The sequence below is a fragment of the Pseudonocardia sp. TMWB2A genome (assembly GCF_017312135.1).
The window spans coordinates 6219015-6233284 of sequence record NZ_QKQY01000002.1 but is presented as its reverse complement, the minus strand read 5'-3'; the positions used below and the strand labels follow the sequence as shown (position 1 = coordinate 6233284).

The window sequence follows — 14270 nt, the reverse complement described above, 5'->3', positions numbered from 1 at the left end:
CGGCGGTCCTCGTCGCGCCCGTCTGCGTTGACATCTGGAGACTGTCTCCATATCGTCGAAGTGGAGATAGTCTCCAATTGAAGGTGGGGTGCGGCGTGAAGATCCTGATGATCGGCCGTGGCGTGATCGCGACGGTGTACGGCCGGGTGCTGGAACAGGCCGGCCACGAGGTCGAGTTCCTCGTCCGCCCGGGGCGCGCCGCGGCCTACGGCGACGCGGTCGACGTCGAGCTGGCCGACCTGCGGCACCGGCCGTGGGGGCGGCGCGTCGTCGAGCGGTGGCCGGTGCGCCTCCGGGAGGAGCTCGAGGCCGACCACGACGTCGATCTGATCGTGCTGAGCGTGGGGCACCACCGCCTCGCCGAGGCCGCCGCGTTCCTGGCGCCGCGGATCGGCCGGGCCGCCGTGCTGGTCTTCGGCAACATCTGGGACGAGCCGCTCACCGCGATCGGCGATCTCCCGGTCGATCGGGTCGCCTGGGGTTTCCCGCAGGCGGGAGGCGGTTTCGGCGCGGACGGCGTGCTGCGCGCGATGCTGCTGCCGTCGGTCCTGTTCGGCACCCTCGGCGCGGCACCCACCGAACGCGAGTCGGCCGTCCGCACGATCTTCCGTGGGGCGGGGCTGCGGATCCGCGAGCAGCCCGACTTCCGCGGTTGGCTGTGGATCCACTTCGCGGCGGACGCCGGGATGCACGCGCAGGGGCTGCGGCGGGGCGTGCTGGCGAACCTCGCCGGGGCGCCGGGGGACCTGCGTGCGGCGATGCTGGTCGGTCGTGAGCTGCTGCCGGTCCTCGAGGCACGGGGTGTCGACCTGAGCCGGCACCGGGTCGGTCTCGTCCCGTTGCGTGCTCCCGCATGGGCGGTCGGCGGCGCGCTCGCCCTGGCGACCGTCGTCCTCCCGACCGCGCGTCTCAGCTTCACTGCGCACGCCGATCCCGGGGCCGAGGAGCCGCGTGCGGTCTGCCGGGACGCCCTCGCCGAGGCACGCCGGCTCGGCGTGGCCACGCCCCGCCTCGACGCGGCCGAGCATCTCTTCGCCCGGGCCGGGGCCGGCTGAGCACCACCCACCCGCCCGCGCCCACCGCCCACGCACCGGAGGACGACATGACGACCATCGACGAGTTCCCGCAGGCCCGTACCTGCCCGTTCGCCCCGCCGCCGGCCTACGCGAGGATCCGCGAGGAGGACCCGGTCGCGCGGGTCCGGCTGCCCGACGGCCGGCCGGCGTGGGTGGTCAGCCGCCACGAGGACGTCCGCACCGTGCTCAACGACCGGCGGTTCAGCGCCGACCGGGGGCATCCGAGCTTCCCGCAGCTGGTGCCGGGCGCGGCCGTGACCGGCGCCCCCGACGAGGAGCCCGTGCTGCTCAGCATGGACGCGCCGGAACACCCGGTGGCCCGCAGGGCGGTGCTCGGCGAGTTCACCCTGCGCCGGACCGAGGGGTTGCGGTCACGGGTCCAGGAGATCGTCGACGAGCGGATCGACGCCGTCCTGGCCGGGCCCCGGCCCGCCGACCTCGTCGAGGAGCTGTCGCTGCCGGTCCCGTCGCTCGTGATCTGCGAGCTGCTCGGTGTGCCCTACTCCGCGCACACGTTCTTCCAGGAGCAGTCGACCGCGCTGATCGCCCGGGCGACGCCGCCCGAGGAGCGTGCCGCCGCCGGCGCCGCTCTGAGCGGCTACCTGGGCGACCTGATCGCGGAGAAGGAGACCGACCCGCCGGACGACCTGCTCGGGCGCCAGATCCGCCTGCTGCGCGAGCAGGGTTCCTACCGGCGGTCGGCCCTGGCGGGCCTGGGGATCCTGCTGCTCGTGGCGGGACACGAGACGACGGCCAACATGATCTCGTTGTCGACGGTGGCGTTCCTGCGCGCCCCGGAGCAGCTCGCGTCGATCCGGGCCGATCCCACCAGGACCCCCGCCGCGGTCGAGGAGATGCTGCGGTACTTCACGATCCTCGACGCGGCGACGGCCCGGCTGTGCGTCGAGGACGTCGAGATCGGCGGCCGGCTGATCCGCGCCGGCGAGGGGGTGCTGGCCCTGACGTACGCCGCGAACCGCGACCCGCGGGTGTTCGACGATCCCGACGAGCTGGACATCGAGCGCGGCGGCCGGCACCACGTCGCCTTCGGGTTCGGGCCGCACCAGTGCCTGGGGCAGAACCTGGCCCGGATGGAGCTGCAGATCGTGTTCGACACCCTGTTCCGCCGCATCCCCACGCTCGCGCTCGCCGTCGACGTCGACGAGCTGCCCTTCAAGGACGACGCGACCATCTTCGGTCTGCACCGGCTCCCGGTGACCTGGTGAGGACGTCCTGTCCCGTGGCCGGGGCTGGGGCACGATGGGCGGACGATCTCCACCCGCGACGTGAGGTGCCCCGTGACCACCGACAAGCCGCTGCGTGCCGACGCCCGGCGGAACCGCGAGGCGATCGTCACCGCCGCGCGCGAGGTCTTCGACGCCGGCCGGTTCTTCGACATGCGGTACGACGACCTCGCCAGTCTGGCCGGCGTGGGGACCGGCACGCTCTACCGGAACTTCCCCACCCGCGAGGCGCTGGCCGAGGCGGTCTACCGCTCGGAGATCGCCACCCTGAGCGACCGCGCCCGCCGCCTCGGCGCGACGCGGTCCGCGGACGAGGCGCTGGCGCTCTTCCTGCGGGACATGATCGACCACATCGACGCGCACCAGGGCCTGGCCCGCACCTTGGCCACCCTGATGTCCGCCGGCTCCGGCGGCGGGAGCGGGCACGAGCTCGAGGACGCGGTCGCCGAACTGGTCGCCGCGGGTGTGGCGGACGGGTCCCTGCGCGACGACGTCGACGCCGGTGCGGTGCTGATGGCCCTGCACGGCATCGGCGCCGCGCACGCGCGTCCCGGGTGGCGGGCCGAGGCCGACGGCGTCGTCACCCTCGTCGTGGACGGGCTGCGCCGGGACGCGGCGGTGGGGGACCGGACGGCGGGCGCGGAGCCGGAGCCGCATGGGTGAGCCGACCGCGGCCGCCGTCCGCGCCGCCACGCCGTCGTCGCCGCGGATGCACCGGGGTATCGCGAGATCCTCTCGTCAATCGTGACGATCTCCGTGGAACGGCGCCCGCCCCGCCTGGCTCCCCGTGATCGTGCAACGGATACTCGTCCGGGTGACCGAATCCCCCGACGGTCGTCCCCTCGACTCCCCGGAACTGTTCTGCCGTGACTTCGCCGCGGTGCTCGACGCCCGCGGCGTGTCCGTCCGCGAGGCCGCCGAACGCTCGAACTGGAGCAAGAGCGCGATCGGCAACGCCCGCACCGGACCCCGCCTGCCCCGCGCCGACCTGGTGACGACGGTGCTCGCCGCCGTGGGCGTACCCGCGCCGGAGGTGCGGGAGTGGGCACGCCGGCACGCGGCGCTGGCCGCGGCCCCCGCGGCCCCCGCGTCGCCCACCACGGCTCCGGCGAGGCTCTCGGCGACCGTCTCCGCGGACGTCGCGGCACCGGCGACGGGAGCGCCCACGGCCCGGGACGCGACGGAGATCCCGCGAACGGGCGGGACGGAACCGGCGAGCGCTCCCGCCGGGGGGTCGGAACCGACGGGCGCCGAGGAGCCGAAGGGGCGGACGGCGCGGGCGGTGGTCGTCGCCGTCCTGGCCACGGCCCTGGTCGCGGGCGGTGCCGGCTGGCTCGCCGCCCGGACGCTCGGAGCGCCGGCCGCGGCGTCGGCGGGGCCGGCCGTCGTCACGGTGCAGAACAAGGTCGCGCTCGGCGCGGAGGACCTCGTCGAGGACTCCGGGCCCGCCTACCTGTCGTCACGGGCGATCGCGTTCTGCGGTCCCCGGGGCTGCAAGGAGGACGGCACCGACGTCGTCAGCGGGGCGATGCTGCCCGCCACCTGCACGGTCGTCGGCGAGCGGATGTGGAACTACAACCTCGACTCGCCCGTCGCGCACAACCCGCACCGCGTCGAGTCCGAGCTCTGGTACCGCGTGACCTGGCCCGACGGGCGCTCCGGCTACCTGTCGGAGGTGTACCTGGAGCCGGGGTCCCGCGGCGGGCTCGGACTCCCGGCCTGCAGTTGATGTCACCCTCACGGCCTATTGATGAGCCTAACCTAACCTGCTGGTCTACGACCGCGCCGGCGAAGGACGCCGCCGTGGAGGTGGCGACGATGGTGCGGGCACGACTGGTCGGACTGATCGCGACGGCGCTGGCCGTCGTCGTCCTGGCGGGGTGCGGTGGGGCTCCCGCGCCCGCCGCGGCACCCACCGGGGCGACGATCGAGCACCGCTACGGCACCACGACGGTCCCGGCGCAGGTCGAGCGGGTCGCGACGGTCGGCTGGAACGACCAGGACTTCGTGCTGGGGCTCGGGGTCGTCCCCGTCATGACCCGCTCCTGGTTCGACGCCTACTGGGGCTTCCCGTGGGTGCAGGCCGTGACGAAGGGCGCCGAGGTCCCGCAGTCCGGTGAGGACGGCATCGACCTGGAGGCCGTCGCCGCGAGCAGGCCGGACGTGATCATCGCGATCTACGAGGACATCGACGAGGACATGTACCGCAAGCTGTCCGCGATCGCCCCGACCGTCGTGCAGTCCGCGGCGTACCCGCCGGAGAAGACCCCGTGGGACGTGCAACTGCTCACCACGGGGAAGGCCATCGGCCGGGAGGACCTCGCCGAGCAGCGCGCCGCCCAGGTCCGCGACCGGATCGCCGCGGTCCGCGCCGCCCACCCGTCGTTCGCCGGGAAGGTGCTCGTCGAGGACTTCGGTCCGGAGAACGGCGGGCACTACCTGATCCCCGCCGGCGACCCGCGGCGCGCGCTGTTCGACGCGCTCGGCTTCGGGACGCAGGAGCACTCCGGCGACGTGAGCGAGGAGCGGCTGGACCTGCTCGACCGCGACGTGCTGTTCGTCAACGGCGCGACCGAGCAGCAGATGACGGCGTCGGTGCCGTTCGCCCGCCTCGGCGTCGTCCGCGAGGGCCGCACGCTCTACACGACGTTCAAGGACCCCCTGGGCGGCGCGCTGTCCTACGGCGGCCCGGACGCGCTGCTCTACGCGATCGACCAGCTGGAACCGCAGCTCGCCGCCGCGACGACCCGCTGACCGCTCAGGCGGTGTGGGTCAGGGTCGCGGCGACCCCGGTCGCCGCGACCAGCACGAGGACCTCCACCGCCGCCCACACCAGCACCGGCAGCCGGCCGGTGCGCAGCCGGGCCCGCGTCGCGCCGCCCAGCGCGGCGGCGCAGGCCAGCAGCACGACCTTGGTGAGGACGACCGCGCCGTAGGCCGTCGTGACCAGGTCGGTGGGCGAGGACAGCCGCGCGGTGGCGGCGAGCAGCCCGGTCACCCCCAGCACGACGACGGCGGCGAGCGCGAGCCGGGAGAACCGGGGCACCGCGACGGCGCGCACGTCGGCGTCGCGGGCGGTGACCAGCAGCGCGCCGAGCCCGCCCACCCACAGCAGCGCCGCCGCGACGTGGGCGACGACCGCCGGCACCGCGTACACCGCGACCGTCGACGCTGCGGTGTGCCCGCTCGCCGCGGGCGCCGCCGCAGCGACGACGACCACCACCAGCGCCAGCACCGCGGGCCCCGGACCGGCACCCGGCCGGGCCGGCCGCGACCCGGCGACACCGACCAGCACGAGCACCGCGGCCAGCGCCACCAGCTGGCCGGTCCCGGCACGCGGACCGGTCAGGAACTCCAGCAGGTCCGGGCCACGCACGTCGGCGAGCCCACGCCCGGACACGACCGCGCCCCGGACGAACGTCTCGACCAGCAGCACCCCGAGCCAGAGCGGCGCGACGGTCGTCAGGACCCGGTCGGCGCCGGGCACCCGGCCGGGCGCGAGCAGCGCGACCAGCGCCGCCCCCGCCGCGACGACCGCGGCCAGGTCCGCCGCGGCCCGCACGACGGTCTGGGCCAGGTCGAGCGCGACGCCGTCCGGCCCGATGCCACCGGTGACCCCGGCGACGACGACCGCGGCCCCCACCAGCACCGCAACCCACCCGGCGACCGCGGGCGCGGGCTCGCGGACCCGGTGCCCGGGCGGGGCGTCGTCGATCGTCAGGCCTTCGACCGGCGCAGCGCGAACGCCACCCCGGCCCCGATGACGACGACGGCGACCACGATCCACGGCCACACCGGCGCCCCTCCGTCGTCGGAGGACGCGGTGGGGGTGGTCTGCGGGGCTGTGGTGGGTGCGGCGGACGGCGCGGCCGCCGCGGAGGTCGCCGCGGCCGCACCCGGCCCGGGGGAGGTCAGGGTGAACGGCACCGTGCCCGAGACGGGGTGGCCGTCGTCGGAGACCACCCGGTAGGTGACCGTGTACGCGCCGGCCGCACCGAGCGGGCGCAGCGGCACGGTGAGGGTGTCGCCGTCGCCGGTGGCGGGACCCGCCGCGTAGTCGGTGCCGCCGGGGCCGGTCACCGCGACGGTGGCGTCGGCGGCCGCGATGTCCTCGGAGAACGTCAGCGACACCGACGTCGGCGCGGTGCCGACCTGCGAGTTCGCGGCGGGACTGCTGGACTCGAGCTCGGTGTGCGCCCAGGCCGGTGCGGCCCCGGCGACGAGGGCGAGGAGCACGGCGGGGAGGGCGACCGCGAGGCGGCGGAGAACGGGGCTCACGCCGGATTGGTCGTCGCGCCGCCCGCCGGAGTTCCGGACGTCACCCGGACGGAGCAGCTCCTCAGCGCCAGGACGGCAGCCACAGCTCGGCCTGCCAGTGCGCCGCGGTGATCGGGTCGCCGACCAGGATCGGCCACAGCCACACGAAGTTGACCCCGATCAGCGCCACCCACGTCGCGACGACGAGCAGCCCGTTGCGGCGCCGGCGCGCGCTCATCCGCGAGTGGCCCAGCATCTGCCCCATCGCCAGCACGACGGCCAGGACCAGGAACGGCACCACCGGCATCATGTAGAAGAAGTACATCTGCCGGTCGATGTTGAAGAACCACGGGACGAACCCGGCGGCGTAGCCGACGAGCACCGCCGTCCACCGCCAGTCGACCCGGGTCACCGCCCGCCACAGCCCCCAGAGCAGCACCGGGATCGCCGGCCACCACAGCGCCGGGGTGCCGATCAGCATCACCGCGGAGACGCAGTCGGTCTCCCCGCAGCCGGTCGCGTCGTCGGCGTAGCGGTAGAGCATCGGCCGCAGCCCCATCGGCCAGGTCCAGGGCTTGGACTCCCACGGGTGCGCCCCGGCGGACTGGGTCGTCAGGTTCTCGTGGAAGGCCAGGACCTGACCGTGGTAGTACCAGAGCGACCGCAGCGCGTCGGGCACCCAGGCGAACGCCCCGCCGGTGCCGATCTCCCGGCCCACCTCGTGGCGGTCGATGCCGGTCTCGCTGCCGAACCACGCCCACCAGGACCCGACGTAGGTCAGCACCGGGATCAGGACGAGCGCCCACAGCGCGGGGGCGACGTCGCGCACCATCGTCCCCACCCACGGCCGGGCGACCCCGGCGCGGCGGCGCACCGAGACGTCCCACAGCACGCACAGCAGCCCGAACGCGGCGATGTAGTAGACGCCGTTCCACTTCACCGCACACGCCAGGCCGAGCGAGACGCCCGCGGTCAGCCGCCACCAGCGCACCCCCCAGCGCGGGCCCCACACGGTGTCGCCGACCCGCCCCTGCGCGACGACGCGTGCCATCCGGTCGCGGACGTCGTCGCGGTCGGCGAGCAGCGCGGCGAACGCGCCCACCACGAACAGCGCGGAGAAGACGTCGAGCATCCCCATCCGCGACTGCACGTGCGACAGCCCGTCGGCGCACAGCAGCAGCCCGGCGAGCCCGCCCAGCGCCGTCGAGCGGGTCAGGCGCCGTCCGGCCCGCACGACGAGCAGCACGGTGAGCACCCCGGCCAGCGCGGCCGAGACCCGCCAGCCGACGCCGTCGTAGCCGAAGACCATCTGGCCCAGCGCGATCAGCTGTTTCGCCAGCGGCGGGTGGACGATCTTCTCGTAGCCGGGGTTGCTCTCCACCCCGCCGTTGCGGACCATGTCCCAGGCCTGCGGGACGTAGTGCTTCTCGTCGAACACGGGCGTGCCGCGGTCGGTGGGCTCGCCCAGGTCGTAGAACCGCAGCAGCGCCGCGACGAGCACCACGCCCGCGGTGACCAGCCAGCCCAGCAGCCGGTCCGACGGCGGCGGCGCGCCGAGCCGCGCGGCCGGGCCGGGATCGGCGCGGCGCAGCGGTGGCGGGGTGCCCCGCGGGGTCAGACCGGGTTCGGGTGCCGCTCCGGCGACCCGGCTCCCGGCATCGGCGCTCGTGGTGGCCATCGCGTCCGATCGTAGGCTGGCCGACGTGACTCCCGCCCCCGACTCCACGCCCGACACGGCCACGACGACCGGTCGCCTGGTCCTGGCCGCGACCCCGCTGGGCGACCCGCGGGACGCCTCGCCGCGGCTGCGGGAGCTCATCGCCACCGCCGACGTCATCGCCGCCGAGGACACCCGCCGGTTCCGGACCCTCGCCGCGGCGCTTCCGGTCACCTACACCGGCCGCATCGTCAGCCACTACGACGCCGTCGAGGCCGAGCGGCTGCCCGGCCTGCTGTCCGCGGTCCGCGACGGCGCGACCGTGCTGGTCGTGTCCGACGCCGGCATGCCCGCCGTGTCCGACCCGGGCTACCGGCTCGTCGCCGCGGCCGCCGCGGAGGACCTCCCGGTCACCTGCGCGCCCGGCCCGTCCGCGGTGACCACGGCGCTGGTCCTGTCCGGCCTGCCGTGCGAGCGGTTCTGCTTCGACGGCTTCCCGCCGCGCCGCTCCGGCGAGCGCCGCCGGTGGCTGGAGACCCTGCGCGACGAGCGCCGCGCCGTGGTGTTCTTCGAGTCACCGCGGCGGACCGCGGACACCCTCGCCGACGCCGTCGCGGTGCTGGGGGAGTCCCGCCGTGCCGCGGTGTGCCGGGAGCTGACCAAGACCCACGAGCAGGTCGTGCGCGGCACCCTGGGCGAGCTGCACGCCTGGGCCACCTCCGGCGACGTGCTCGGCGAGGTGACCGTGGTGCTGGCCGGCGCCGAGGCCCGGGAGGCGCCGCCGGTGGAGTCGCTGGTCGACGCCGTCCGGGAGCGCACCGACGACGGCGAGCGTCTCAAGGACGCCGTCGCCGCCGTGGCCGAGGCCGCCGGGGTGCCCAAGCGCGACCTCTACAACGCGACCCTCGCCGCCCGGGACTGACGCCGCACCCCGCGCGCGGTCGCCGCACCTGTCGCGGCGGGTGCGACGGCCTCCGGTGGGGTGCGACAGCGGGCCGGGCCGGGCCCGGGCGGGCCGGGCCGGGCGGTCAGGCGGTCGCGGGGGCGCGCGTCGGCAGGGCCCGCATGACCGGCTCGACGTAGCGGGCGGCGATCGGGCCCAGCACCGCCATGATCAGCACGTACGCCGTGGCCAGCGCGGACAGCTCGGCGGGGACGGCCGCGTAGCCGACGGCCAGCCCGGCGATCACGATCGAGAACTCGCCGCGGGCGACGAGTGCGGCCCCGGCGCGGGCCCGGCCCATCCGCCCGATCCGTGCGCGCTTCGCCGCCCACCAGCCCGTCGCGTACTTGGTCGCGGCCGTCGACACGGCGAGCACCAGCGCCCAGCCGAGCACCGGCGGGATGGCCCGCGGGTCGGTCGACAGCCCGAACACCACGAAGAACACCGCGGCGAACAGGTCCCGCAGCGGCTCCAGCAGCTTCGTCGCGTTCTCCGCGGTCGACCCGGAGATCGCGATGCCCAGCAGGAACGCGCCCACCGCGGCGGACACCTGCATGGCCTGGGCGAACCCGGCGACCAGCAGCGCGGCGCCGAGCACCTTGAGCAGGAACACCTCGCGGTCGTCGGAGTCGACGACGGCCGAGACGTAGCGGCCGTAGCGCAGCGCCACGACCAGCACCACCGAGATCACCGCGAGCGACACCGCGACCGCACTGATCCCGCCCCACAGCGTCACGCCGAGCAGCAGTGCCGTGAGGATCGGCAGGTAGAGCGCCATCACCAGGTCCTCGAAGACCAGCACCGACAGCACCACCGGGGTCTCCCGGTTGCCGAGCCGGCCCAGGTCCGACAGCACCTTCGCGACGATCCCGGAGGAGGAGATGTAGGTGACCCCGCCCAGCACCATCGCCCCGACCGCGCCCCAGCCCAGGATCAGCGCGACGGCGACGCCGGGCGCGGCGTTGAGCACGATGTCCACGATCCCGGCCGTCCAGGACCGGCGCAGCCCCGTGACCAGCTCGACCGCGGAGTACTCGAGCCCGAGCAGCAGGAGCAGCAGGACGACGCCGACCTCGCCGGCCAGCGAGGTGAAGTCGCCGATGTCGCCCAGCGGGATGACGCCGCCCGCGCCGAACGCGAGGCCGCCGAGCAGGTAGAGCGGGATGGGGGACAGGCCGATCCGCTGGGCGAGCCTGCCGAGCAGGCCGAGCCCGAAGAAGACGGCGCCGAGTTCGAGCAGTTCGAGTGCGGTGTGGTCCACGACTACCGGGGCGGCCTCAGCCGCGCGCGAGGATGTCGGCGGCCTGCTCCAGCTTCTCGGCCGTCCCGACGGCGATCACGATGTCCCCGGCGGCCAGCACGTGGTCCGGCGTCGGCGACGGGATCACCTGGCCCGCGCGCATGATCGCGACCACCGACACCTGGGTGCGGGTGCGCAGCGCGGTGTCGCCGAGCGGGCGGCCGTCGAACGGGCTGTTGAGCTTGATCGGCATCTTGCGGGTGGTGATGCCCGGGAGGTCCGCGTGCTCGTCCTTGAGCTGGTTGACCAGCTGCGGGGCGCCGAGCAGGTTCGCCAGGGCGCCCGCCTCCTCGGTGGTCAGCGGCAGCTCCGCGACGCAGGCGTCCGGGTCGTCGGCACGGGAGAGGATCAGGTCGATCTTCCCGTCGCGGTGCGCGATGACCCCGACCCGGCGGCCGCTGCGCAGCTCGATCTCCTTCCGCACCCCGATCCCGGGCAGCGGCGTCACGTCGACGTTCACCCCTGCAACGGTACGCCGCGCACACCGGCCGTCGGAAACACGCTCGTGACCGGCGCCGCCGAATGGCGGGGGCCGCCCGGGGGTAGCCGGGGATCATGCCTTCGGACCTGCCCCCGCACGTGATCGTGCTGTTCGGCGCCACCGGCGACCTGGCGAAGCGCAAGCTCTTCCCGGGTCTGCTCCACCTGCAGAACGAGGGTCTGCTCCCCGAGGACTTCCGGGTCATCGGGTCCGGCCGGCACTCGCCCGGCTCCGACGACGAGTTCCGCGACCGCATCCGCGGCGCCCTGTCCGACGACACCGGCTGGGACGACTTCGCGCCGCGGCTGAGCTTCGTCGTCTCCGACGCCGACGACGGCGCCGACCTCGCCGACGCGGTGCGGCGCGCGGAGAAGGACCTCGGCTCCGACGACGTGCGCCGGCTCGTCTACCTCTCCGTGCCGCCGACCGCGATGACCCCGATGGTCGCGATGCTGGGGGAGACCGGCATCGCCGAGCGCTCCCGGCTGGTGCTGGAGAAGCCGTTCGGCACCGACCTGGAGTCCGCGAAGGAGCTCAACGCGGGCCTGAAGGACGTCTACGACGAGGCCGACATCTTCCGCATCGACCACTTTCTCGGCAAGGAGTCGGTGCAGAACATCCTCGCGCTGCGCTTCGCCAACGGGCTGTTCGAGCCGGTGTGGAACCGCCAGAACATCCGCTACGTGCAGATCGACGTCCCCGAGGAGATCGGGATCGAGGGCCGGGCGTCGTTCATGGAGTCCACCGGCACGTTCCGCGACATGATCTCCACGCACCTGTTCCAGATCCTCGGGTTCGTCGCCCTGGAGCCGCCGTACGCGATCGCGCCGGACGCGCTGCACGCGGAGAAGGCGAAGGTGTTCCACTCGATCCGGCCGCTCGACCCGTCGCGGGTGGTGTTCGGCCAGTACGCCTCCTACCGCGACGAGGAGGGCGTCGCCGACGACTCGGAGTCCGAGACGTTCGTCGCGCTGGAGACCTACGTCGACAACTGGCGCTGGTTCGGCGTCCCGTTCTTCCTGCGCACCGGCAAGGCGATGGGCGCGACCCGGCGCACCGTGACGATCGGCTTCGACGAGCCGGCGCTGACCATGTTCCCGGGCGGGTCGTTCACGGGCGACGCCCACGACGGGCCGCCCACCGAGCTCGTCATCGAGCTGGCCGACCAGGTGTCGGCCGAGCTCGACGTCCGCGCGAAGGTCCCCGGCCCGGAGCTCAAGGTCGGCCGCGGCCGGATGCGGCTGGACCTCGACAGCGTCGGCGACCCCGACGACGCCCTGGAGGCCTACGAGCGGCTGCTCCTGGACGTCATGAAGGGCGACCGCACGCTGTTCACCACCACCGAGGAGGTCGAGCGGCTCTGGGAGCTGTGCGACCCGGTGCTCGCCGACCCGCCGCGGACGCAGACCTACTCCGACGGGTCCTGGGGCCCGCAGGACGCGCTCGACCTGCCCGGCCCGCGCGGCTGGCGGGTGCCGGAGTGAGCCCCTCGCGCAGCGAGCGCTACCTCCCGATCGCCGAACACGGGATCATCGGCGACCTGCGCTCCGCGGCACTCGTCGGGACCGACGGCACCGTCGACTGGTTCTGCCCGGGCCGGTTCGACGCGCCCAGCGTGTTCGCCTCGCTGCTCGACGCCGACCGCGGCGGGCACTGGCGGCTCGCGCCGTGCGTCGACGAGACCGAGCTCGCCAGCCAGCAGCAGTTCTACTACCCCGACTCCAACATCCTCATCACCCGCTTCCTCACCGCCGACGGCATCGTCGAGGTGCAGGACCTCATGGTGGTGCTGCGCCCGCACGACCCCGACCACCGCCAGCGGCTCGTCCGCCGGGTCACCGGGGTCCGCGGGGCGGTGCCGATGACCGTCGAGGTGGTCCCGCGACCCGACTACGCCCGGGAGACCCCGAAGGTCGAGAGCGCGGGCGCCGGCATCCGGTTCACCGGCAGCGGTGTCACCCTGGACCTGACGTCGTCGGTGGAGCTGGAGATCACCGACCACGCCGCGGGCGCGGAGTTCCGTACCGCCGAGGGGCGCACCGAGGTGTTCGTGCTGGAGGTGGACGCCACCGGGGAGCCCACCACCTGCGACGACGCCGCGGAGGCCCTGTTCACCGGGACCGTCGCGTTCTGGAAGGACTGGCTGGCGCACTCGTCGTACACCGGGCGGTGGCGCGAGCGCGTCCACCGTTCCGCGCTCACCCTCAAGCTGCTCACCCACGAGCCGACCGGTGCGGTGATCGCGTCGCCGACGATGGGGCTGCCCGAGCAGCTGGGCGGCGAGCGGAACTGGGACTACCGCTACGTCTGGATGCGCGACGCCGCGTTCACCCTCTACGCGCTGCTGCGGCTCGGGTTCACCGAGGAGGCGGGCGCGTTCATCGGCTGGCTGTCGGGCCGGTTCGGGACACGGCAGGAGGGGGCGCAGGGCCCGCTGCGCGTCATGTACACGATCGACGGCGACGAGACCCCCGACGAGGTCGAGCTCGACCACCTCGACGGCTACCGCGGCTCGCGCCCGGTGCTGGCCGGCAACGGCGCGTCGTCGCAGCTCCAGCTCGACATCTACGGCGAGATCATCGACTCGGTCTACCTGTACGACAAGTACGGCGACGGCGTCGGCCACGAGGACTGGACGAACCTCTGCACCATCCTCGACTGGCTGCGCGAGCACTGGGACTCCCCGGACGAGGGCATCTGGGAGACCCGGGCGGGCCGCCAGGACCACGTGTTCTCCCGGCTCATGTGCTGGGTCGCGGTCGAGCGGATGATCCGGATGGCGCGCCGGCGCGGGCTGCCCGGCGACGTCGGGGCCTGGACCACCACCCGCGACGAGATCTACCACCAGATCATGGACCGCGGCTGGGACCCCGACGTGCCGCCGCGCGGGTCGTTCGTGCAGCGCTACGGCGCGACCACGCTGGACGCCTCGGTGCTGCTCATGCCGATGGTGAAGTTCTGCGCGCCGACCGAACCGCGGTTCCTGGCGACCCTGGACGCGATCAACGACGACCTCGTCGTCGACACCCTGGTGTTCCGCTACGACGTCGAGGACTCGCCGGACGGTCTCGACGGCGAGGAGGGCACTTTCTCGATGTGCTCGTTCTGGAACGTCGAGGCGATGACCAGGGCCGGACGCCTGGAACAGGCACGGATCGCGCTGGAGAAGATGTTCTCCTACGGCAACCACCTGGGTCTCTACGCCGAGGAGATCGGCCTGACCGGGGAGCAGCTGGGCAACTTCCCGCAGGCCTTCACCCACCTGTCGCTGATCAGCTCCGCGATCAACCTGGACCGGGCGCTGGGATGAGG

At 74.2% G+C, this 14270-nt stretch carries 13 protein-coding genes; 8 read left to right on the top strand and 5 right to left on the bottom strand.

The genetic code is table 11. From position 1 onward, the window contains the following. The first annotated feature begins 95 nt into the window (after positions 1 to 95). The 5 genes from DMP17_RS43690 to DMP17_RS43670 all read left to right on the top strand — a co-directional run bounded on the left by DMP17_RS43690 (position 96) and on the right by DMP17_RS43670 (position 5074). Positions 96 to 1055, top strand: coding sequence for a ketopantoate reductase family protein (locus tag DMP17_RS43690; RefSeq protein WP_337832550.1), 960 nt, complete (start codon positions 96 to 98; stop codon positions 1053 to 1055). Between the two features lie 47 nt (positions 1056 to 1102). After that, positions 1103 to 2302 carry a cytochrome P450 gene (locus DMP17_RS43685; protein ID WP_337832549.1) on the top strand — a complete coding sequence of 400 codons (1200 nt, stop codon included), beginning with the start codon at positions 1103 to 1105 and terminating at the stop codon, positions 2300 to 2302. A gap of 72 nt (positions 2303 to 2374) precedes the next feature. Continuing rightward, positions 2375 to 2983, top strand: coding sequence for a TetR/AcrR family transcriptional regulator (locus DMP17_RS43680; protein WP_337832548.1), 609 nt, complete (start codon positions 2375 to 2377; stop codon positions 2981 to 2983). Positions 2984 to 3134: 151 nt separating this feature from the next. Next, positions 3135 to 4049 carry a helix-turn-helix domain-containing protein gene (locus DMP17_RS43675; RefSeq protein ID WP_337832547.1) on the top strand — a complete coding sequence of 305 codons (915 nt, stop codon included), beginning with the start codon at positions 3135 to 3137 and terminating at the stop codon, positions 4047 to 4049. 74 nt (positions 4050 to 4123) lie between these two features. Beyond that, positions 4124 to 5074: an ABC transporter substrate-binding protein gene (locus DMP17_RS43670; RefSeq protein ID WP_226367281.1), complete on the top strand. Its 951-nt coding sequence runs from the start codon at positions 4124 to 4126 to the stop codon at positions 5072 to 5074. Positions 5075 to 5078: 4 nt separating this feature from the next. On the opposite strand, the gene DMP17_RS43665 is transcribed toward DMP17_RS43670, so the two are convergent. From DMP17_RS43665 to DMP17_RS43655, 3 genes are all read right to left on the bottom strand, one after another. Continuing rightward, positions 5079 to 6113, bottom strand: coding sequence for a CopD family protein (locus DMP17_RS43665; RefSeq protein WP_337832546.1), 1035 nt, complete (start codon positions 6111 to 6113; stop codon positions 5079 to 5081). Next, entirely contained in the window at positions 6038 to 6598 is a 561-nt protein-coding gene (locus tag DMP17_RS43660) for a copper resistance CopC family protein (RefSeq protein WP_226367279.1), read from the bottom strand. The genes DMP17_RS43665 and DMP17_RS43660 overlap by 76 nt, the downstream gene beginning before the upstream one ends. A 61-nt stretch (positions 6599 to 6659) precedes the next feature. Beyond that, entirely contained in the window at positions 6660 to 8255 is a 1596-nt protein-coding gene (locus DMP17_RS43655) for a dolichyl-phosphate-mannose--protein mannosyltransferase (RefSeq protein WP_226355134.1), read from the bottom strand. A 25-nt stretch (positions 8256 to 8280) separates the two neighbouring features. On the opposite strand from DMP17_RS43655, the gene rsmI reads away from it, so the two are divergent. Continuing rightward, a complete protein-coding gene (rsmI, locus tag DMP17_RS43650; protein ID WP_337832545.1) occupies positions 8281 to 9156 on the top strand; it encodes a 16S rRNA (cytidine(1402)-2'-O)-methyltransferase in 876 nt (291 codons plus the stop codon). Between the two features lie 106 nt (positions 9157 to 9262). On the opposite strand, the gene DMP17_RS43645 is transcribed toward rsmI, so the two are convergent. Continuing rightward, entirely contained in the window at positions 9263 to 10438 is a 1176-nt protein-coding gene (locus DMP17_RS43645; protein ID WP_337832544.1) for a cation:proton antiporter, read from the bottom strand. A 16-nt stretch (positions 10439 to 10454) separates the two neighbouring features. Next, positions 10455 to 10937: a cation:proton antiporter regulatory subunit gene (locus tag DMP17_RS43640; RefSeq protein WP_073577611.1), complete on the bottom strand. Its 483-nt coding sequence runs from the start codon at positions 10935 to 10937 to the stop codon at positions 10455 to 10457. Positions 10938 to 11032: 95 nt separating this feature from the next. Between DMP17_RS43640 and zwf the strand changes: the two genes are divergently transcribed. Together zwf and DMP17_RS43630 are read left to right on the top strand one after the other, a co-directional pair. Continuing rightward, the gene (zwf, locus tag DMP17_RS43635; RefSeq protein ID WP_226355137.1) at positions 11033 to 12442 is read left to right on the top strand and encodes a glucose-6-phosphate dehydrogenase; all 1410 of its coding nucleotides are present in this window, start codon (positions 11033 to 11035) and stop codon (positions 12440 to 12442) included. Then, positions 12439 to 14268 carry a glycoside hydrolase family 15 protein gene (locus DMP17_RS43630; RefSeq protein ID WP_226355138.1) on the top strand — a complete coding sequence of 610 codons (1830 nt, stop codon included), beginning with the start codon at positions 12439 to 12441 and terminating at the stop codon, positions 14266 to 14268. Before zwf ends, DMP17_RS43630 begins: the two co-directional genes overlap by 4 nt. Positions 14269 to 14270 lie beyond the last annotated feature (2 nt).